This is a genomic window from Ruegeria sp. R14_0, from assembly GCF_017743975.1.
Taxonomy (GTDB): domain Bacteria; phylum Pseudomonadota; class Alphaproteobacteria; order Rhodobacterales; family Rhodobacteraceae; genus Ruegeria.
Genome location: NZ_JAGHRC010000012.1, coordinates 12,088 through 31,897 on the forward strand (window position 1 = coordinate 12,088; position 19,810 = coordinate 31,897).

At 59.0% G+C, this 19,810-nt stretch carries 15 protein-coding genes and 1 tRNA gene; 11 read left to right on the forward strand and 5 right to left on the reverse strand.

The features are described 5' to 3' along the window. Positions 1-96: 96 nt before the first annotated feature. The 7 genes from J7416_RS21675 (at position 97) to J7416_RS21705 (ending at position 7,393) form a co-directional block, all read left to right on the forward strand. Positions 97-930, forward strand: a complete 834-nt coding sequence (locus tag J7416_RS21675; protein WP_209227779.1) for a xanthine dehydrogenase family protein subunit M — start codon at positions 97-99, stop codon at positions 928-930. Positions 931-942: 12 nt separating this feature from the next. Beyond that, on the forward strand, positions 943-1,437 hold the full coding sequence (locus J7416_RS21680) for a (2Fe-2S)-binding protein (protein ID WP_093963851.1): 495 nt from the start codon (positions 943-945) through the stop codon (positions 1,435-1,437). Continuing rightward, positions 1,434-3,851 (forward strand): aerobic carbon-monoxide dehydrogenase large subunit, encoded by a 2,418-nt coding sequence (locus tag J7416_RS21685; protein ID WP_209227781.1) that lies wholly within the window; start codon positions 1,434-1,436, stop codon positions 3,849-3,851. The genes J7416_RS21680 and J7416_RS21685 overlap by 4 nt, the downstream gene beginning before the upstream one ends. A gap of 105 nt (positions 3,852-3,956) precedes the next feature. Next, positions 3,957-4,823: a MoxR family ATPase gene (locus tag J7416_RS21690; protein ID WP_209227783.1), complete on the forward strand. Its 867-nt coding sequence runs from the start codon at positions 3,957-3,959 to the stop codon at positions 4,821-4,823. Beyond that, positions 4,823-6,010, forward strand: coding sequence for a VWA domain-containing protein (locus tag J7416_RS21695; RefSeq protein ID WP_209227790.1), 1,188 nt, complete (start codon positions 4,823-4,825; stop codon positions 6,008-6,010). Before J7416_RS21690 ends, J7416_RS21695 begins: the two co-directional genes overlap by 1 nt. Positions 6,011-6,021: 11 nt before the next feature. Next, complete coding sequence (locus J7416_RS21700) at positions 6,022-6,834, forward strand: XdhC family protein (protein ID WP_209227792.1); 813 nt, start codon at positions 6,022-6,024, stop codon at positions 6,832-6,834. Between the two features lie 106 nt (positions 6,835-6,940). Further along, positions 6,941-7,393: a carbon monoxide dehydrogenase subunit G gene (locus J7416_RS21705; protein WP_209227793.1), complete on the forward strand. Its 453-nt coding sequence runs from the start codon at positions 6,941-6,943 to the stop codon at positions 7,391-7,393. Between the two features lie 82 nt (positions 7,394-7,475). Here J7416_RS21705 and J7416_RS21710 read toward each other — a convergent pair whose 3' ends face one another. The 4 genes from J7416_RS21710 to J7416_RS21725 all read right to left on the reverse strand — a co-directional run bounded on the left by J7416_RS21710 (position 7,476) and on the right by J7416_RS21725 (position 11,056). Continuing rightward, on the reverse strand, positions 7,476-8,795 hold the full coding sequence (locus tag J7416_RS21710; RefSeq protein ID WP_209227795.1) for a TRAP transporter large permease subunit: 1,320 nt from the start codon (positions 8,793-8,795) through the stop codon (positions 7,476-7,478). Beyond that, positions 8,795-9,307, reverse strand: coding sequence for a TRAP transporter small permease (locus J7416_RS21715; RefSeq protein ID WP_209227797.1), 513 nt, complete (start codon positions 9,305-9,307; stop codon positions 8,795-8,797). Before J7416_RS21715 ends, J7416_RS21710 begins: the two co-directional genes overlap by 1 nt. Positions 9,308-9,388: 81 nt before the next feature. Further along, entirely contained in the window at positions 9,389-10,378 is a 990-nt protein-coding gene (locus J7416_RS21720; protein WP_209227799.1) for a TRAP transporter substrate-binding protein, read from the reverse strand. Positions 10,379-10,969: 591 nt separating this feature from the next. Continuing rightward, positions 10,970-11,056 (reverse strand) — tRNA-Leu (locus tag J7416_RS21725). Between the two features lie 197 nt (positions 11,057-11,253). On the opposite strand from J7416_RS21725, the gene J7416_RS21730 reads away from it, so the two are divergent. Next, positions 11,254-12,237, forward strand: coding sequence for a complex I NDUFA9 subunit family protein (locus J7416_RS21730; RefSeq protein ID WP_209227801.1), 984 nt, complete (start codon positions 11,254-11,256; stop codon positions 12,235-12,237). On the opposite strand, the gene J7416_RS21735 is transcribed toward J7416_RS21730, so the two are convergent. Then, the gene (locus J7416_RS21735; protein WP_209227803.1) at positions 12,238-13,041 is read right to left on the reverse strand and encodes an undecaprenyl-diphosphate phosphatase; all 804 of its coding nucleotides are present in this window, start codon (positions 13,039-13,041) and stop codon (positions 12,238-12,240) included. It abuts the gene before it with no gap. A gap of 230 nt (positions 13,042-13,271) precedes the next feature. On the opposite strand from J7416_RS21735, the gene J7416_RS21740 reads away from it, so the two are divergent. From J7416_RS21740 to gltB, 3 genes are read left to right on the forward strand one after another with little or no spacing between them, the layout of a single operon-like run. Next, positions 13,272-14,705, forward strand: a complete 1,434-nt coding sequence (locus tag J7416_RS21740; RefSeq protein WP_209227805.1) for an NAD(P)-dependent oxidoreductase — start codon at positions 13,272-13,274, stop codon at positions 14,703-14,705. 27 nt (positions 14,706-14,732) lie between these two features. Next, positions 14,733-15,167 (forward strand): GFA family protein, encoded by a 435-nt coding sequence (locus tag J7416_RS21745; RefSeq protein ID WP_209227807.1) that lies wholly within the window; start codon positions 14,733-14,735, stop codon positions 15,165-15,167. Continuing rightward, positions 15,164-19,696, forward strand: a complete 4,533-nt coding sequence (gene gltB, locus J7416_RS21750; RefSeq protein WP_209227809.1) for a glutamate synthase large subunit — start codon at positions 15,164-15,166, stop codon at positions 19,694-19,696. Before J7416_RS21745 ends, gltB begins: the two co-directional genes overlap by 4 nt. Positions 19,697-19,810 lie beyond the last annotated feature (114 nt).

Below are 19,810 nucleotides of genomic sequence, written 5' to 3' on the forward strand. Positions count from 1 at the left end.
GCCCCCCGTTCCCGTTGGCTGGAATGGCTGCTCTGACCGCTCTTTCCTTACGCTAGGTCCCCCAAGGCATACCGCTCGGACCCAGGGAGGAAAAACATGATACCAGCCGGTTTTGAGTATCACCGGCCAGGCGACATCGCCTCGGCCATTGGCATTTTGCAGGAACATGGGGATGAAGCGCGCGTGATCGCGGGCGGGCACAGCCTGATCCCGATGATGAAACTACGCATGGCCGAGATGGGCCATCTGGTCGATCTGCAGGCCATTGACGAATTGAAAGGCATCGAGATCGGGGCTGATACCGTTTCGCTTGGCGCGATGGTCACGCAGCACGAGCTGATCACCCACGACGGTTTGGCAGAGGCCATACCGTTGATCCGCGAAGCCGCGCTGCAGATCGCAGACCCGCAAGTGCGCTACGTGGGCACCGTTGGCGGCAACGTTGCCAATGGCGACCCGGGCAATGACATGCCGGGGTTGATGCAATGCTTGAACGCGACCTTTGATCTGACCGGTCCGGATGGGTCGCGCAGCGTGGCCGCGCGCGATTTCTACGAGGCCGCCTATTTCACTGCGCGCGACGATGAGGAAATCCTGACCCGGATTTCGATCCCCGTGCCGGGGGCGGGCGTGGGTCAGGCCTATGAAAAGCAAAAGCGCAAGATCGGCGACTATGCGACCGCCGCTGCGGCTGTGATGGTTGGCAATGGTCAGGCCTCGGTCGCGATGACCAATCTGGCGGATACGCCGATCTGGTCCGAAAGCGCCAGCAACGCGTTGGCTGACGGCGACATCAGCGGGTGCGTCACCGCGATGCTGAGCGCCATCGACCCGGTCGCCGACAATCGCGGGCCGGTTGAGTTCAAGAAACATGTGGCCGCCGTGATGCTGCGCCGCGCCATCGAACGCGCGCAGAGCCGCGCGGGCTGAGGGGAGGAAATCATGTCGAAAATGCACGTCAAACTCACCGTGAATGGCAAGCAGGTCGAAGGACTGGCCGAGCCGCGCACGTTGTTGATCCACTTCCTGCGGGAAGATTTGAAAATCACTGGCCCTCATATCGGGTGCGAGACAAGTCATTGTGGCGCTTGCACCGTCGATATCGACGGCAAGTCGGTCAAATCCTGCACCACCTTCGTGGCGCAGGTGAACGGCGCTGATATCACCACTGTCGAAGGGCTGACCAATGACGACGGCAGCCTTGGTGTCCTGCAGGAAATGTTCCGCGAACACCACGGGTTGCAGTGCGGCTTCTGCACGCCGGGCATGATCACCCGCGCGCATCGTCTACTGCAAGAAAACCCGAATCCGACCGAAGAAGAAATCCGCTTTGGTATGGCCGGAAACCTGTGCCGCTGCACCGGATATCAGAACATCGTCAAGGCGATCTCGGCCTCTGCTGACATGCTGAACGCTCAGAAGGAGGCTGCGGAATGAACGATCAAACCATGACCCCCGAAGAACGCGCCGCCAACCTCAAAGGGATGGGCAGCTCGCGCAAACGCGTCGAGGATGTGCGCTTTACCCAAGGTAAGGGTAACTATGTCGATGACATCAAGCTGGACGGCATGCTGTTCGGCGATTTTGTGCGTTCCCCCTACGCACATGCTCGCGTTGTCAGCGTGAACAAGGAGGCGGCGCTGGCGCTGCCCGGTGTGATTGCCGTTCTGACCGCCGAGGACCTTTCGCCGCTGGGCCTGCATTGGATGCCGACCTTGGCGGGTGACAAACAGATGGTGTTGGCGGACGGCAAAGTGCTGTTTCAGGGCCAGGAGGTCGCCTATGTCGTCGCCGAAGACCGCTATATCGCGGCGGATGCGGTGGAACTGGTCGAGGTCGAATACGAAGAGCTGCCCGTTCTGACGGACCCGTTCGAAGCACTGAAATCCGACGTTGTCCTGCGCGAAGACCTTGAGGGTCAGACCGAAGGCGCACACGGCCCCCGCAAGCACCACAACCATATCTTCACCTGGGAACAGGGCGACAAGGACGCGACCGAAGCCATTCTGGCTGAGGCCGATGTGGTGGCCGAAGAGATGGTTTATTACCACCGGACCCACCCCTGCCCGCTGGAAACCTGCGGCTGCGTCGCGTCGATGGACAAGGTGACCGGCAAGCTTACCCTTTACGGCACGTTTCAGGCTCCGCACGCGATCCGGACCGTTGTGTCACTGATCTCGGGTCTGGCCGAGCACAATATTCGCGTCATCAGCCCCGATATCGGCGGCGGCTTTGGCAACAAAGTGGGCGCCTATGCGGGCTATGTCTGTTCGGTCGTTGCTTCGATCGTCACCGGGAAACCGGTGAAATGGGTTGAGGATCGGATGGAAAACCTGATGACCACAGCCTTTGCCCGCGACTACTGGATGCAGGGTAAGATAGCTGCGACCAAGGATGGCAAGATCACTGGTCTTTGGTGCCATACGACGGCAGATCACGGTGGGTTTGACGCCTGTGCCGACCCCACCAAGTTCCCGGCCGGGTTCATGAACATCTGCACCGGGTCATATGACATCCCAACCGCGTATCTGGCCGTAGACGGTGTCTACACCAACAAGGCTCCGGGCGGTGTCGCCTATCGCTGTTCCTTCCGCGTGACCGAAGCCGCCTATTTCATCGAACGGATGATTGAGGTTCTGGCCATCAAGTTGAACATGGACGCGGCCGAGCTGCGCCGGATCAACTTCATCAAGGCCGATCAGTTCCCGTATCAGTCGGCGTTGGGCTGGGAATACGACTCGGGTGACTATCACACAGCTTGGGATAAGGCTCTGAAGGCCGTGGATTATGATGGTTTGCGTGCCGAACAGGCGCAGCGGATCGAGGACTTCAAAGCCGGAAAGACTCGTAAACTGCTGGGGATTGGCCTAACGCACTTTACCGAAATCGTCGGGGCCGGGCCCGTGAAGAATTGCGATATCCTCGGGCTTGGTATGTTCGACTCTTGCGAAATCCGAATCCACCCGACCGGCTCCGCCATCGCGCGGCTGGGGACGATCAGCCAGGGTCAGGGCCATGCCACGACCTTTGCCCAGATCATCGCCAGTGAGATCGGCCTGCCTGCAGACGACATCACGTTGGAGGAAGGTGATACAGATACCGCGCCTTATGGGCTTGGCACGTATGGATCTCGGTCTACGCCTGTTGCGGGCGCCGCGACAGCAATGGCCGCGCGCAAAATCCGCGCCAAGGCGCAGATGATTGCGGCTTATCTGCTGGAAGTCCACGACGATGATGTCGAGTGGGACGTTGATCGTTTTGCCGTCAAAGGCGCGCCGGAACGGTTCAAGACCATGAAGGAAATCGCCTTCGCGGCTTATAACCAAGCCATTCCCGGTCTTGAGCCGGGTCTTGAGGCCGTCAGCTATTATGACCCGCCAAACATGACCTACCCGTTCGGTGCCTATATCTGTGTCATGGAGATTGATGTGGATACCGGCGAATGGGAGGTCCGGCAGTTCTATGCGCTGGACGATTGCGGCACCCGGATCAACCCGATGATCATCGAGGGGCAGGTGCACGGCGGTGTGACCGAAGCGCTGGCCATCGCGATGGGTCAGGAAATCGCCTATGATGAGATGGGGAACGTGAAGACCGGCACGTTGATGGACTTTTTCTTGCCCACGGCATGGGAAACGCCCAACTACACCACCGATCACACGGTAACGCCGTCCCCGCATCACCCGATCGGGGCCAAGGGCGTGGGCGAGAGCCCGAATGTCGGCGGCGTGCCTGCGTTCTCGAATGCGGTGCATGATGCGTTCCGCCCATTTGGCCTGGTTCAGAGCCATATGCCACATGACCACTGGCGCATCTGGAAGATCGCCAACGGGTTGGGGATGCACGGGTAATCGGTTTCGAACCGGCTGTCGCCGGTCCGACCGAACGGAGGGGGTTCTACCCCCTCCGAACCTCCCCCGGGATATTTTTGGCCAGATGAAGATTGGATCCTGGTTTTGACTTTGACGGATGTTCAGAACGGATTGGCTGCGCAAGGTTATGTTGCTGATGACCGGTTGGCGATGGCGTTGCACTTGGCGCAGTCTCTGGGGCGGCCCCTGTTGCTGGAAGGCCCCGCGGGCGTGGGCAAGACCGAAGTGGCCAAGGCGGTGGCCGCCCAGCGCGCCGCGCGGCTGATCCGGTTGCAGTGCTACGAAGGGCTGGATGCCAGTCATGCGATTTATGAGTGGAACTACCAGCGCCAGTTGCTGGCCATCCGTGCAAGCGAGGCACAAGGCGGCACCAGCGAGGCGCAGTTGTTCACCGATGATTACTTGCTGAAGCGACCGTTATTGGAAGCAATCAGAGAAGAAGAACCGCCCGTTCTGCTGATCGATGAAATCGACCGCGCGGATGAGGAGTTTGAGGCTTACCTGCTTGAAATACTGTCGGACTTTCAGATCACCATCCCCGAGCTCGGCACCATCAAGGCGCGGTCGCGGCCCATTGTGATCCTGACTGCGAATGGGACGCGGGACCTGTCGGACGCGCTGAGGCGTCGGTGCCTGTATAGTTTCCTCGACTACCCGTCGCGAGAAACGGAAATGGCGATCCTGAAAGCACGCATGCCCGCAGTCGAGGGGTTGTTGGCACGCCAGGTAATTGGCGTTGTGCAGGCATTGCGCAAAGAAGATTTGGAAAAGACCCCGGGTATCGCCGAGATGTTGGACTGGGCCGCGGCCCTTTCAGGGTTGGGTGTCAACGACATGGCGCAATCCCGGGAAGAGGTTCAGGCGACCCTTGTTTGCCTTCTGAAAACTGCAGCCGACTATGACGCTGCCCCGCCCGAAGTGATGGATCGCCTGATCGGAAAGGTGGCGTGATGCAGGTCACCCGATTCCCTTCTCGTGCGTCTGGTTTGTCGGATCGCATGTCCGGTTTCATAGCGCATCTGCGCATGAACGGAATGCGCGTCGGGCCAGCTGAGACGGGGGACGCATTGGCGGCGCTGGCGGCGGTTGAGGCGACGGATGTCAGACAGGCCCAGCAGGCACTTTGTGTGTTGCTGGCCGGCGATGCCGAAGATTGGCGGCGGTTCGATGACCTGTTCGAAGCCTACTGGTTCAACACCGGCAAGCAACGCACGGGAACCGCCCAAACCGCGCATGTGCGGGTTCAATCCGCCAAGCCGATGATCTGGCAGCAGGAAAACCAGGATAGTCAGGAAACCGAAACCAGTACGGATCAGGCCGCCGCACCTGATACCGGTGACGGGGAGGCCGTGGGGAGAGACGGGAAGCTGATCGCAACCCGTACGGCCAACCTGTCGCGCCGGGATTTGCGCGAGCTGATGGACGAAGACGCGCTGCGGCAGGCTGAGCAAGCCGCAACCGCCATCGCGCGTGCTATCCGCGACCGGCGCTCGCGCAGGCGCAAACAGGCGCTGCGCGGACCTGCGTTGGATATGCGTCGTATACAGCGGGCCAGCCTTGCACGGGGCGGAGAGCCGATGGATCTGCATCGCCGCGCACGCCCACCGCGCCCGATGCGGATCGTGGCGTTGTGTGACGTGAGTGGTTCGATGACGGTCTATTCGCGGGTTTTTCTGGCATTCCTCAAAGGTCTGATCGGCAGTGGCACAGGGGCGGACGCCTATCTGTTCCACACCCGCCTGATGCGCGTCACGGATGCGTTGCGCGACCACGACTCGCTGCGGGCGGCGGGGCGACTTTCGCTGATGGCCGAAGGGTTCGGCGGCGGCACGGATATCTCGGGCAGTCTCGAGCAGTTTCTGAACGGCTATGGCGCGCGGGCGTTGAACGGGAGGACCATCGTTCTGGTCCTTTCAGACGGGTATTGCAGTTCCGACCCACAAGCGCTGGGCGATGTGCTGGCTCGTATGCAGCGTAAGGCGCGGCGGATCGTTTGGCTGAACCCGCTGAAAGGCTGGCGCAACTACGAACCCATCGCCGCCGCGATGCAAGCCGCAGAACCCCATCTGGACGCGCACCTGCCCGCCAATACGCTTGAGGCGTTGGCGGCGCTGGAACCGCAATTTCGTAAGCTGTGAAAGGAGCCCACATGGCAAGCTTCGACATATTCGACACGATTGAGCAGCTTCGTAAAACTGATGAAGCCTTCTGCGTCGCCACAGTGTTGCGCACGGCGGACGCGACCTCGGCGAAGGCCGGAGGCAAGGCTGCAATCGCCAGGGATGGGCGGATACTTGGCCATCTGGGCGGTGCCTGCGTTCAACGTGCGGTGCGCGCCTCGGCCCAGCAGGCGCTCGCCAGTGGCACCCCGCAGATGATCCGGGTCAAACCTTCGGAAAAGGTGGTGAACATGACCGATCCTGACGGTGTTCAGACATTCAAAAGCGGATGCCCGTCCGGTGGTACCGTCGATTTGTTGGTTGAACCGTATCAACACGCGCCGCGTCTGGTGATATTCGGCGAGTCGCCGATTGCAACTGCTCTGGCGGCACACGGAGCGCTGGCCGGCTTCCGGGTTGTTCTGACCGATGGGGCCGAGACAGACGGTGAGTTTCAGCGATTCAAGATCGAAGACACTGCGGAATTAGGGGTTGAGGCGCGCGATTTCGTCGTTGTCGCCTCACAAGGCAAGGGCGATGCCGCGGCCTTGACCGCCGCGCTTCAGACCGATGCAGACCGCGTCTCGATGGTCGCCAGCCGTCGCAAGGCCGAGACGTTGACCGCCAAGCTGATAACGCAAGGCGTTGACCCGATCCGCGCCGCGCGGCTGAAATCGCCTGCAGGGCTGAATATCCACGCCATCGATCCCCATGAGATTGCCGTGTCGATCCTGGCCGAACTTGTTCTTTGGCGAAACAGTGACAAATCCAAAACGGAGTCCCATGATGAAAAGCGTGCTTAAGCGTTTGCGGTCCCTGTGGCCCGCGCGTCCCGAACAAACCCCGGAAGAGGCGACAGAAACCGCGCTTCTGGTTTATCCAAGATGCTGTTGAGCAAAGGAAAGACAGATGGAACTGAGTGACGAAGTCCGCATCAATGCGCCGCGGGATGTGGTGTACAAGGCCCTGAACGATCCCGAAATCCTGCAGGAATGTATTCCGGGTTGCGAAGAGCTGATCCAAAACTCACCCGAAGACCTTGAAGCCAAGGTGGTCCTCAAGATCGGGCCGGTAAAAGCGCGGTTCGCTGGCGCCGTGACTTTGGACAACACCAACGCGCCTGACGGGTTTTCGCTGACTGGTGAGGGTAAAGGCGGCGCAGCCGGTTTCGCAAAGGGCGGCGCGGACGTAACTCTGGCGGAAGATGGGGAAGAGACCATCCTGACTTACACCGCCAAGGTCGAAGTGGGGGGCAAGATCGCCCAGCTAGGCAGCCGACTGATAGCGGGCACCGCCAAAAAGCTTTCGGGCAAGTTCTTTACCCGGTTTGGCGAGGTTGTGTCGGAACAACCCGTAAGCTGACACCGGCCCGCTCGGCTCTGACCAAAGCAAAGCGCCTCCGTTCCGGGTGGATCGGAGGCGCATTGGATTCCGAGAGACCGGTCTAGGGTCGTAAGCTGTCCAAATACTCTGGCAGCCACAATACGATTTGGGGAAAGACAACCAGGATCGCAACCGCCAGCAGCATGAGCAGAAAGAAGGGCAGTGCGGCTTTTGCAATATCCCCCATCCGTTCGCCTGTAAGGCCTTGAAGTACAAACAGGTTAAAGCCCAGGGGAGGGGTGACGAGGCCGGTCTCGACCATGATGACCAGAAAAATGCCGTACCAGATCGGATCGAATCCGGCCTGCACGACGATGGGTAGCGTGATTGGCAGCGTCATGACCGCAATCGAAATGCCGTCCAGAAAGAACCCCAGCACAATGTAGAACAGCGCCAACAGCGTGATCAAAAGGATTGGGTTGGTTCCCAATGCGCCGATGGCCTCAGCCACGTTTTGCGGCAGGTGCAGGTACCCCATGGCCGAGCTCAGAAAGCTGGCCGCGATCAGAATCGAACAGATCATGCAGGATGTCAGAGTCGCGTTTTTTGCGCTTTTCACCAGCAGGTTCCACTTTAGCTGACCTAAAAACGCAACAACCAGAACGGCCCCGGCCACGCCGACCGCGGCGGCCTCGGACGGTGTCGCAAGGCCGGAATAGATGCCGCCCAGCACCAGCACCATCAGGAACAGGATCGGAACCAGATCCAGAAGGTGCGAGAAGGTCTCTTTCAGGCTGCTACCGATGCGAACCGGAGGTGCAACCGGAGGATCACGTAAATACCGGAACGCGATATAGCTGGAAAACAGCAGGCTGATCAGCAATCCGGGCAGAATCCCGGCGGCAAACAGTTTGACGATCGATTGTTCCGCCAGAACGCCATAGATGATCAGCATGATCGACGGTGGGATCAACAGGCCCAGACTGCCCGACGCAGCCAGCGATCCGATCGCCAGCGACCGGTCAAAGCCCTGTTCCTGCAGGGTCGGCAGGGTGATGCGCCCGACGGTTGCGGTGGTGGCCGAGCTGGACCCGGACACGGCGGCAAACAGCGTGCAGCCCAGAACGTTAGAATGCAGCAGACCACCGGGCACACGTCCAAGGACCGGACGAAGGCCGCTGAAGATACGCGCCGAGATATCAGAGCGGAATATGATCTCGCCCACGAATATGAACAAAGGTATGGCGACCAGTTCCCATTTCATGGCGCTGGTCAGGATGACCTTTGTTGCGATCGATCCAACGCGCATCACCGGAAAGTCTAGGATGAAGATCAGGCTCAGCGATGCAACCGCGATCAACGCCGAAAAAATCCAGACGCCAGCGCCCAGAAAGAAGAAGAGCAGAAGCAGGACAACCAGTCCGATCAGCAACGGATCCATCAGTGGCCTCCTCCCAGTTGCAGGCGGTCAAAATCAAAGAGCACATCAAGCAAACGGACCAGCAGCGTCAGGATGAATATGCACAGGCCCAGCAACACAACGGCCTCGGGAATCCAGAGCGGAACCTGGGCCACGGTTTCACTGACCGCGCCGCGTTTGATGTTGCGTGTGATACTGCGCAGAACCAACCACGCGATCCCGCAGGACACGGTAAGCGTGGTGAGGATTGCAAACAGCTCAAGTATGCGCTGCACCTGTTTCGGAGCTTTGCTGAACAACAGGCTGACCCTGATGATTGACCCGCTGGACAGCGCTTGGGCCAATGCAAGAAAGGTCATCGCGGCAATTCCATAGGCGGCAAATTCATCCAGAACATGGGTGGAAGTGCTGAAAAGCGCCCGCAAAGTGATTTCAAGCAAGATGTGAAGGGTGATCACAATCATTACCAAAGCCGCCGCACCTGCGGCCATATTGGCAATAAGGGCATTGGTCGCCCGAATTTTGTTGAGCATCGTTATCTCCGGTCAACACACAAAGCCCCGCCCCACCCGGCCGGATGGGACAGGGCGCTGAAGGCTTTGTCCTTTGTCGGGTTAACCGCCGATCTTTGCGTTATATGCCTCCAGAATGGCGGTGCCTTCATCGCCATAGCGTGCCAGCCAGACTTCGATGCCTGCCTGACCGGCGTTGCGCAGCTTCTCAAGGAAGGCGGGGTCCAGATCTTCGATCACTGTCACGCCCTGGCTGCGGGCGCGTTCAAAGTTGGATGCCACGCGCCGTTCGACGATTTTCCACTGGTTTTCCATAACCTCGGCCGCGGCTTCCATAACGGCGGCGCGTTGTTCGTCGGTCAGTGAATTCAGTACGTCGTTGTTGATCGTGGCGATGTTCAAGGGCGTGCCGATTGCGATCGGCATATAGTGGTCCAGCAAATCAGGGAATTGCACCGAAAGTCCCGCTTCGGCCGAGGTCAAAACAGCATCAATACCGCCGGTCGACAGCTGAGGAACCACGTCGGCCCAGGACAATTGAACCGGAGCAGCACCAGCTGTCGTCAGGGTGACGGTTCCCAGTTGGTCGTACGTGCGGATTTTCAGATCGGCCAAGGATGCGTCGTCAACCACAGCCTTGTTGGCCCAGATACCAGCGGGTGGCCAGGGTGATGCCCACAATAGGGTCTGATTGTTGTGGGCCAGAACGGCCTCGTACTGCGGGCGGGCGATTTCGAACAGGGCGCGTGCTTGCGAGAAGTCCTCGGTCACGAAGGGCAGGCCGGACAGTTGGAAAATCGGGTGAATGCCCGAAATCGGGCCGGTGAAAGTGTCGGCCAGCGGCACTGCGCCATCAGCAACCGCGTCCAGTTGGTCCTTGGACCGGAAGCCCAGCGAGGCACCAAAGTGCAGCGTGATCTCGATATCGCCATTGGTCTTTTCGTCGACCAGTTCTGCAAATAAGCGATCGCCTTCTGCGTGGATCGACTTGTCGCTGTATTCGTTTGCCATGTCCCATTTGATGGACTGTGCAAAAGCTTCGGTTCCAGCGACCAGCCCTGTTGCCAAGGACAGGGTTGCAAGAATGCGCATAGTGTTTCCTCCCGTGAGTGGATGACTTCTGGCGATGCGGGCGAACGTTCCACCCGTCAGGTTTCCCGACCACAAATCGCTGCTTCCCCTGCTGGTCTTCTCTGTCAGCGCGACGGCGCAGTGTATTTCAGGCAAGCCCGCATGCCTTGCGTCAGTGGTTGCGACCTCAAGGCAATGTGTTTAGTGATCGTTAACTAACCTTGTAAAGCGTGGTCGATCCGAAAATCAATATTTTTTATTTCCACACGCAAACCGGGCCTCAAACATGCCTGTTCTGCACAAAAATACGGCAGTGAGAGTTATTGGGTTACGGGCCTGATTTTTTGGGAAAATTACCCGTCACGGGTGCGTGGCGACTGAAAAGTAAGCGCTTTTCTAGCAACGCTGCCCTTCGTTGACCAGGAAGGCTGAGAACCGGTATCTCAAAAAAGCAGCACCGTCTGTCTCGGGTTGTGCAGGGGCAGGCCCAGTGGACCGTTGGCAAACCCAAAAGTCAGTCCCAGGCGCAGCCGCAGGCACGATTTAATCGCCAGAGCACTGCGAAAAGCGCAGCAAATGTAACGGCCTAAGGATTAGGTTTTTTAGGGGATATGGTGCCCAGGAGAGGACTCGAACCTCCACGTCCATACGGACACTAGCACCTGAAGCTAGCGCGTCTACCAATTCCGCCACCTGGGCAGGTGTCGTGGAGGGGCGTTTAAGCCTACTGGCGGGGAGGGTCAACCAGATTCGAGAAGATTTTTGAAAGTTTTTTTGACCCGCCTGAATTCACCTTGTTTTGGCTCGTCTTTTCGCTGCCGCGCGGCGTTATTGCGCCTTGTTTGATGCAGCCTGTGGCGCTAGATCAAATAGAAGCTACAAGCAGGAGCCCTCTGATGTCCAAAATGGTCACGATTTACGGCGGATCGGGATTTGTAGGCCGTTATATTGCGCGGCGCATGGCCAGCGAAGGGTGGCGTGTCCGGGTCGCGGTCCGGCGTCCGAACGAGGCGATGTTTGTCAAAACCTACGGCGTCGTTGGTCAGGTTGAACCCATTTTGTGCAATATCCGCGACGATGCCTCGGTTGCTGCTGCGATGCACGGGGCAGATGCGGTGGTCAATTGCGTGGGTGTGCTGAACGAACTGGGCAAGAACGCCTTTGATGCCGTGCAGGCCGATGGCGCAGAACGGATCGCACGTCTGGCAGCCGAGCAAGGCATTGAACGCATGGTGCATATTTCTGCGATCGGAGCGGACGCGGAGTCTGACAGCCAGTATTCTCGGACCAAGGCACACGGCGAAGCCGGCGTGTTGTCCCATAGGCCAGATGCGATCATCCTGCGGCCGTCCGTGATTTTCGGAACCGAGGATCAGTTCTTTAACCGGTTCGCCGGTATGACCCGAATGGGGCCGTTCCTGCCTTTGGTCGGGGCTGAAACCAAGTTTCAGCCGGTTTATGTGGATGACGTGGCCAAGGCTGCGGTTAAGGCTGTGCAGGGGCAGGCGGAACCGGGAATTTACGAGCTGGGCGGACCCGAGGTGAAAACCTTCCGCGCGCTGATGCAGCAAATGTTGGATGTCATTTATCGCCGCCGGGTCATCATCGGGATGCCCTTCTTTGTGGCGCGCATTATGGCAGGCGTGTTGGATATTCTGAAATTCGTCAGCTTTCAGCTGTTCCCGAACAATATCCTGACCCGAGATCAGTTGAAAAACCTGCGCCGCGACAATGTGGTGTCGGCGGATGCCAAAGGATTTGCAGACCTTGGGATTGAGCCCGCAACGCTGGAATCGATTCTGCCGGACTATTTGTGGAAGTTCCGCCCTTCTGGGCAGTACGACGACATCCAGAACTCGGCCAACAACCTGCGAACTTGATCAGCTGTAGGAAATCACCAGCAGGATAACGCCCAGAATTACGCGGTAGATCACGTACGGCGTAAAGCTGACGCTGCGCAACAGGCGCATCATCAGGCTCAGGGCGAGCAGCGCTGAGGCAAAGGCAAAGACGGCGGCGATCGCGCCATCTCGGGCCAGTTGGGCGTCCGCATGTCGGATCACGTCGACCGAGAGCAAAGCCCCTGAGGCCAGAATTGTCGGAATCGACATAAGCATCGCAATCCGTGCGCCATCCTCGCGCGTGTAACCCAGTTGCCGCGCGCCTGTGATTGTAATGCCGGACCGGGACGTTCCCGGAATCAGCGCCAGAACCTGCCAAAGCCCCATGATCAGCGCGTCACGTGGGCCCCATTCACCAGCCTGTTTGGTCTGCGGTCCTTTCTGATCCATCCAGTACAGCACAAGGCCGAAGACCAGCATTGTCCAACCGATGACGGCCATCGACCGGAATGCCTCGATCAGGCCGGTTTTGTAAAGAATGGCCCCGACGATCACAGTGGGAATCGTCGCGGTGATCAGGCCAAGTGCCAGCCGGGCCTGCGGCGTGTCGGTTCGGCCCGTCAGCGCGTGCGGCAGACCGATAAGGGCCTGTTTCACGTCAGACCAGAAATACAGGATCACCGCGCCCAAAGTGCCCACATGCACGGCCACATCGATGGCCAACCCCTGATCATCCATTCCCGTCAGGCTGGGCAGCAGGATCAGATGGCCAGACGAAGAGATCGGCAAAAACTCAGTTATTCCCTGAATAATTGCCGCAAGAATCAATTGAAAAAGACTCATCTGCCCCGCCGCGTTTTGGTCACGTCTTTGTTTCGCTCAATGGGTATAAGCGTGTTGTGAAAAAGGAAAGTGCGCATATAGGTCCGAATCGGAACTAAAAATTGGATTTATTTTCAAACTACCCGCAGGTTTCCTGCATTTTTTCTAAAATAGGTCAGTACAGTTGACTTTTCATCTCGTATCACATCTCTTAAAGAGACCCGACCAAGCCAATTCATGGAGTTTGACCCGTGGCCAAGCAACCGATGCTGAAATTTGTGCAGATCGACCGTGTCATGCCCGAAAAGCGTGCCGCAGAAGACCGCAAAGAAGATTTTGATGAAATCTATGCCGAATATGCATCTGAAAAGGCCAAGGAACAAGCCAGCCGCTGCAGCCAGTGTGGTGTGCCTTATTGCCAATCGCATTGTCCGCTGCACAACAACATTCCGGATTGGCTCCATCTGACGGCAACTGGCCGCTTGGAAGAGGCTTACCATACCAGCCAGGCCACAAACACATTCCCCGAAATCTGCGGTCGTATCTGCCCGCAAGACCGTCTGTGCGAAGGCAACTGTGTGATTGAACAGTCCGGCCATGGCACGGTCACCATCGGCACCATCGAAAAATACATCACCGACACCGCATGGGACAAAGGTTGGGTCAAACCTGTCACCCCCGGAGCCGAACGTGGCGAGAGCGTCGGTATCATCGGCGGAGGTCCCGGTGGCTTGGCGGCTGCAGATATGCTGCGCCGCGCGGGCATTCAGGTCACCGTCTATGACCGCTATGATCGCGCAGGTGGCCTGCTGATGTACGGGATCCCGGGATTCAAGCTGGAAAAGGACATCGTGCAGCGTCGCAATGACTTGCTGGCTGATGGCGGGGTCGAGTTCGTGCTGAACTGCGATGTCGATGCAACCAAGTTTGCCGAAATCCGCGCCAAGCATGATGCCGTGATCATCGCGACCGGCGTCTACAAATCGCGTGACCTGTCCATGCCCGGCAGCGGTCTGGCTGGGATTGAAAAGGCAATCGACTTCCTGACCGCCTCGAACCGCAAAAGCTTTGGCGACGCTGTCGAAGACTTCGACAATGGCCGCCTGAATGCCGAGGGCAAAAAGGTTGTCGTGATCGGCGGTGGTGATACTGCGATGGACTGCGTGCGGACTTCGGTTCGTCAGGGGGCGACCTCGGTCAAATGTCTGTATCGCCGCGACCGCGCCAACATGCCCGGTTCGCAGCGTGAAACCCAAAACGCCGAGGAAGAAGGCGTTGTGTTCGAATGGCTCAGCGCGCCCAAGGGCTTTACCGGCGACGACAAGGTCTCGGGCGTGATGGTGCAGAAGATGCGTCTGGGCCAGCCCGACGCCTCTGGCCGTCAGGCTCCCGAGGTGATCGAAGGCGCAGATTACGTCGAAGAGGCTGATCTGGTCATCAAAGCTCTGGGTTTCGAACCCGAAGACCTGCCCACCTTGTTTGGCCAGCCGGACCTGCCCGTCACGCGCTGGGGCACCGTCAAGGCCGCGTTCCAGACCGGTGAGACCGAGATGGATGGCGTCTATGCGATCGGTGACATCGTGCGCGGTGCCTCGTTGGTGGTTTGGGCCATCCGGGATGGCCGCGACTGCGCCGATGCGATTATCGACCGGTTCAACGCCAAGGCTGCCGTCGCAGCCGAGTAACCCAACGCCCAGCGACAGGAGGGTCTGATGCCCGAATTGCAAGGCCAATGCATGTGCGGCGCGGTCACAGTCACCGCCACCCCGGCGCGAGATGCGCTGGGCGCGTGTCATTGCGACCAGTGCCGTCGCTGGACCAGTTCGATGCTGGTGACCTTTCAGGCCGAGCCGGGCTATGCCGCTTTGGGTCCGGTCAAAACCTACACCTCGTCCGACTGGGCGGAACGTGCCTTTTGCTCTGAGTGTGGTTCGGCCCTTTGGTACCGGATTACTCTGCCGGGCGAGATGCACGGACATACACAAATGGCAGCAGGCCTTTTTGAAGACACAGGCCACCCGCTGCAACTGGAACTTTATATCGACAAAAAGCCCGACGGGTATGCGTTCGCAGGTGAACGCCGGCAGATGACCAAGACAGAAGTCGAAGCCATGTATGCCCAGCCGGAAGAAGGAGACAGCCAATGACCAAATATGATGCCGATTGGGTGCGGGCCGAGGAAGCCAAGCGCAAATGGATGGCGGAAAACGGTCTCTATTCCGAGGAAGAAGAGCATTCTTCCTGCGGCGTGGGTCTTGTTGTGTCGGTTGACGGCAAAGCATCCCGCAAGGTCGTGGATGCCGGGATCGACGCGCTTAAGGCGATCTGGCATCGCGGTGCTGTTGATGCTGATGGCAAGACAGGCGACGGCGCGGGCATTCACGTGCAGATCCCGGTTCCTTTCTTCTATGACCAGATCCGCCGTACCGGTCACGAACCCAAAATGGACGAGCTGATCGCGGTTGGTCAGGTTTTCCTGCCCCGCACCGATTTTGGCGCACAAGAACAGTGCCGGACCATCGTGGAAACCGAAGTTCTGCGCATGGGCTACTACATATACGGCTGGCGCCACGTGCCGGTCGATGTCACCTGCCTGGGCGAAAAAGCCAACGCGACGCGGCCCGAGATCGAGCAAATCCTGATCTCGAATTCCAAAGACGTCGACGAAGAAACCTTCGAGCGTGAGCTCTATGTGATCCGCCGCCGCATCGAAAAGGCGGCTGCGGCCGCTGGTATCTCCGGCTTGTATCTGGCGTCACTGTCCTGCCGCTCGATCATCTACAAGGGCATGATGCTGGCCGAACAGGTTGCCGTGTTCTACCCCGACCTGATGGACGAACGCTTTGAATCCGCCTTCGCGATCTATCACCAGCGCTATTCCACCAATACCTTCCCGCAGTGGTGGTTGGCGCAGCCGTTCCGCATGTTGGCCCATAACGGTGAGATCAACACGCTGAAGGGCAACATCAACTGGATGAAAAGCCATGAGATCCGCATGGCGAGCGGGACCTTTGGTGACTATGCCGAGGACATTAAGCCGATCATCGCGGGTGGATCATCGGATTCGGCCGCATTAGACTCGGTATTTGAGGTGCTGGTGCGCGCGGGTCGTTCGGCGCCCATGGCGAAAACCATGCTGGTGCCGGAAAGCTGGTCAAAGCAGGCGGTGGAGCTGCCGCAGGCCTGGCGCGACATGTATTCCTACTGCAACTCGGTGATGGAGCCGTGGGACGGCCCCGCAGCGCTGGCGATGACCGACGGTCGTTGGGTCTGTGCGGGTCTGGACCGGAATGGTCTGCGCCCAATGCGCTATGTGGTAACCGGCGATGGCTTGGTCATCGCGGGATCCGAGGCCGGGATGGTTCCGATTGACGAAGCATCTGTGACGGAAAAAGGCGCGCTTGGACCGGGCCAGATGCTGGCCGTCGATATGAAAAAGGGCAAGCTATTCCGCGACAAACAGATCAAGGACAAGCTGGCGCGCGCGCAGCCTTTTGGCGAATGGGTCGGCAAGATCAACGATCTGGATGACACTCTGGCAGGTGTGACTGAAACCCCGATCTTCTCGGGCGAAGACCTGCGCAAACGTCAGATCGCGGCGGGCTATTCAGTGGAAGAGCTGGAACAGATCCTCGCCCCCATGGCTGAGGATGGCAAAGAGGCGTTGGCCTCGATGGGTGACGACACGCCCTCGGCGGTCCTGTCCAAGCAATACCGCCCGCTCAGCCATTTCTTCCGGCAGAACTTTAGCCAGGTGACGAACCCGCCCATCGACAGCTTGCGTGAATATCGGGTGATGTCGCTGAAGACGCGGTTTGCGAACCTCAAGAACGTTTTGGACGAAGACAGCAGCCAAACCGAGATCGTGGTTCTGGAAAGCCCCTTTGTCGGCAACGCGCAGTGGGACAAGCTGGTCGAGAACTTCGACGCCCCATTGGCCGACATTGATTGTAGCTTTGAACCCGGCCAAGGCGCTCTGAGCGCCGCCTTGGCCCGTGTTAGAGCCGAAGCAGAAGAGGCCGTGCGTTCGGGTGCTGGGCATCTGGTGCTGTCCGACATGAACTCGGGCGCGGGTCGTGTAGCGATGCCGATGATCCTGGCGACCAGCGCGGTGCATTCGCATCTGACCCGTCAGGGTCTGCGCACCTTCTGCTCGCTGAACGTGCGGTCTGCCGAATGTGTTGATCCGCACTATTTTGCGGTTCTCATCGGCTGCGGTGCGACCGTTGTGAACGCCTATCTGGCCGAGGATTCGCTGGCCGACCGCATTGATCGCGGCTTGCTGGACGGCACCCTGACCGAAAATGTTGCACGCTATCGCGAGGCGATCGATCAGGGCCTGCTGAAGATCATGGCCAAGATGGGGATTTCGGTGATCTCGTCCTATCGCGGTGGTCTCAACTTTGAGGCCGTGGGCCTCAGCCGTGCTATGGTTGCTGAGTATTTCCCGGGCATGACCAGCCGGATTTCCGGCATCGGTGTGACGGGTATTCAGACCAAGGCCGAAGAAATTCACGCCAAGGCCTGGGCCAGCGGTCTGGACGTATTGCCCATTGGTGGGTTCTACAAAGCCCGGAAATCGGGTGAGACCCACGCGTGGGAAGCGACCTCAATGCACATGATGCAGATGGCCTGCAACCGCGCCTCATATGAGTTGTGGAAGCAGTATTCGGCCAAGATGCAGGCGAACCCGCCGATCCACCTGCGTGACCTGATGGATTTCAAACCGCTGGGCAAGCCGGTGCCGATTGAAGAGGTCGAGTCGATCACTTCAATCCGCAAACGCTTTGTCACGCCGGGCATGTCGCTGGGCGCGCTAAGCCCCGAGGCGCATAAGACGCTGAACGTGGCGATGAACCGGATCGGTGCCAAGTCCGACTCGGGCGAGGGTGGCGAAGATCCGGCGCATTTCGTGCCGGAACCGAATGGCGACAACCCGTCGGCCAAGATCAAACAGGTGGCCTCGGGCCGGTTTGGCGTAACCGCCGAGTACCTGAACCAGTGTGAAGAGTTGGAGATCAAGGTCGCCCAGGGTGCGAAACCGGGTGAGGGCGGTCAGCTGCCGGGCATGAAGGTCACCGACCTGATTGCGCGTCTGCGGCACTCGACCAAGGGTGTAACCCTGATCTCGCCGCCGCCGCATCACGACATCTATTCGATCGAGGATCTGGCGCAGCTGATTTATGACCTGAAACAGATCAATCCGCGCTGCAAGGTGACGGTAAAGCTGGTGGCGTCTTCGGGCGTCGGCACGATTGCTGCCGGCGTGGCCAAGGCAAAAGCGGATATTATCCTTATTTCGGGTCACAATGGCGGCACGGGCGCATCGCCCGCGACATCGATCAAATACGCTGGTCTGCCCTGGGAAATGGGCCTGACCGAGGCGCATCAGGTTCTTGCGATGAACAACCTGCGTGATCGCGTGACCCTGCGGACCGATGGTGGCCTGCGCACCGGGCGTGACATTGTCATGGCTGCGATGATGGGGGCCGAGGAATACGGCATCGGCACCGCCGCGCTGATCGCGATGGGCTGTATCATGGTGCGCCAGTGCCAGTCGAACACCTGCCCCGTCGGCGTGTGTACGCAGGACGAAAGCCTGCGTGCCAAGTTCACCGGCAACGCGGATAAGGTCGTCAACCTGATCACCTTCTACGCGCAGGAAGTGCGCGAGTTGCTGGCCAGCCTCGGTGCGCGTTCGATCGACGAAATCATCGGCCGTGCCGATTTGCTGGCGCAGGTCAGCCGAGGCTCGGCGCATCTGGACGATCTGGACCTCAACCCGCTGCTGATCACAGTCGATGGCGCTCATGACATCGTCTATAACCGCGACAAGGATCGGAACGCGGTGCCGGATACGCTGGACGCAGAAATCGTTCGCGACGCGGCGCGGTTCTTGAAAGACGGCGAGAAAATGCAGCTGTCTTACGCGATCCAGAACACGCACCGGACTGTCGGTACGCGGGTTTCCAGCCATATCGTGCAGAACTTCGGGATGCGGAACACGTTCCAGCCCGACCATCTGCATGTGAAGCTGCAGGGCTCGGCCGGTCAATCACTGGGGGCCTTTGCCGCCCCGGGTCTGAAACTGGAAGTGTCCGGTGACGCCAACGACTATGTGGGTAAGGGCCTGTCGGGCGGCACCATCGTCGTGCGCCCGCCGCAGGTCAGCCCGCTGAAGGCGGATGACAACACCATCATCGGCAACACCGTTCTTTACGGGGCCACCGATGGCCACCTGTTTGCCGCAGGTCGTGCTGGTGAGCGGTTTGCCGTGCGGAACTCAGGCGCCAAGGTGGTGATCGAGGGCTGTGGCTCGAACGGGTGTGAGTACATGACTGGCGGCGTCGCGGTGATCCTTGGGGACATCGGTGCCAACTTTGGTGCGGGTATGACAGGCGGTATGGCCTATCTGTACGACCCGGAAGGCAAGGCGCAGGCGCTGATGAACATGGAAACACTGGTAACCTGCCCGGTGACCGTGGACCATTGGGAAGAGCAGCTGAAATCGCTGATCGAGGCGCATCAGGCCGAAACCTACAGCCGTAAAGCCGCAGACATTCTGCAGCATTGGGAGGTCGAAAAGGGCAACTTCTTGCAGGTTTGTCCGAAAGAGATGCTGAACAAGCTCAGCCATCCTCTGACCACCGAGGCGACTGCGGTACCAGCCGAGTAAGCTTTTACCACTAGAAACACACTCAAAACCCGCGTGTCTCCTATAGCACGCGGGTTTTTTGTATTTTTACCAAATTTACATGGGTTCTTGCGTCAGATCCTATGACGAGACTAG

Coding starts and splice junctions, on each gene's coding strand:
- J7416_RS21675 (WP_209227779.1), top strand. CDS start 97: ATGATACCAGCCGGTTTTGAGTATCACCGGCCAGGCGACATCGCCTCG.
- J7416_RS21680 (WP_093963851.1), top strand. CDS start 943: ATGTCGAAAATGCACGTCAAACTCACCGTGAATGGCAAGCAGGTCGAA.
- J7416_RS21685 (WP_209227781.1), top strand. CDS start 1,434: ATGAACGATCAAACCATGACCCCCGAAGAACGCGCCGCCAACCTCAAA.
- J7416_RS21695 (WP_209227790.1), top strand. CDS start 4,823: ATGCAGGTCACCCGATTCCCTTCTCGTGCGTCTGGTTTGTCGGATCGC.
- J7416_RS21700 (WP_209227792.1), top strand. CDS start 6,022: ATGGCAAGCTTCGACATATTCGACACGATTGAGCAGCTTCGTAAAACT.
- J7416_RS21705 (WP_209227793.1), top strand. CDS start 6,941: ATGGAACTGAGTGACGAAGTCCGCATCAATGCGCCGCGGGATGTGGTG.
- J7416_RS21710 (WP_209227795.1), bottom strand. CDS start 8,795: ATGGATCCGTTGCTGATCGGACTGGTTGTCCTGCTTCTGCTCTTCTTC.
- J7416_RS21715 (WP_209227797.1), bottom strand. CDS start 9,307: ATGCTCAACAAAATTCGGGCGACCAATGCCCTTATTGCCAATATGGCC.
- J7416_RS21720 (WP_209227799.1), bottom strand. CDS start 10,378: ATGCGCATTCTTGCAACCCTGTCCTTGGCAACAGGGCTGGTCGCTGGA.
- J7416_RS21730 (WP_209227801.1), top strand. CDS start 11,254: ATGTCCAAAATGGTCACGATTTACGGCGGATCGGGATTTGTAGGCCGT.
- J7416_RS21735 (WP_209227803.1), bottom strand. CDS start 13,041: ATGAGTCTTTTTCAATTGATTCTTGCGGCAATTATTCAGGGAATAACT.
- J7416_RS21745 (WP_209227807.1), top strand. CDS start 14,733: ATGCCCGAATTGCAAGGCCAATGCATGTGCGGCGCGGTCACAGTCACC.
- gltB (WP_209227809.1), top strand. CDS start 15,164: ATGACCAAATATGATGCCGATTGGGTGCGGGCCGAGGAAGCCAAGCGC.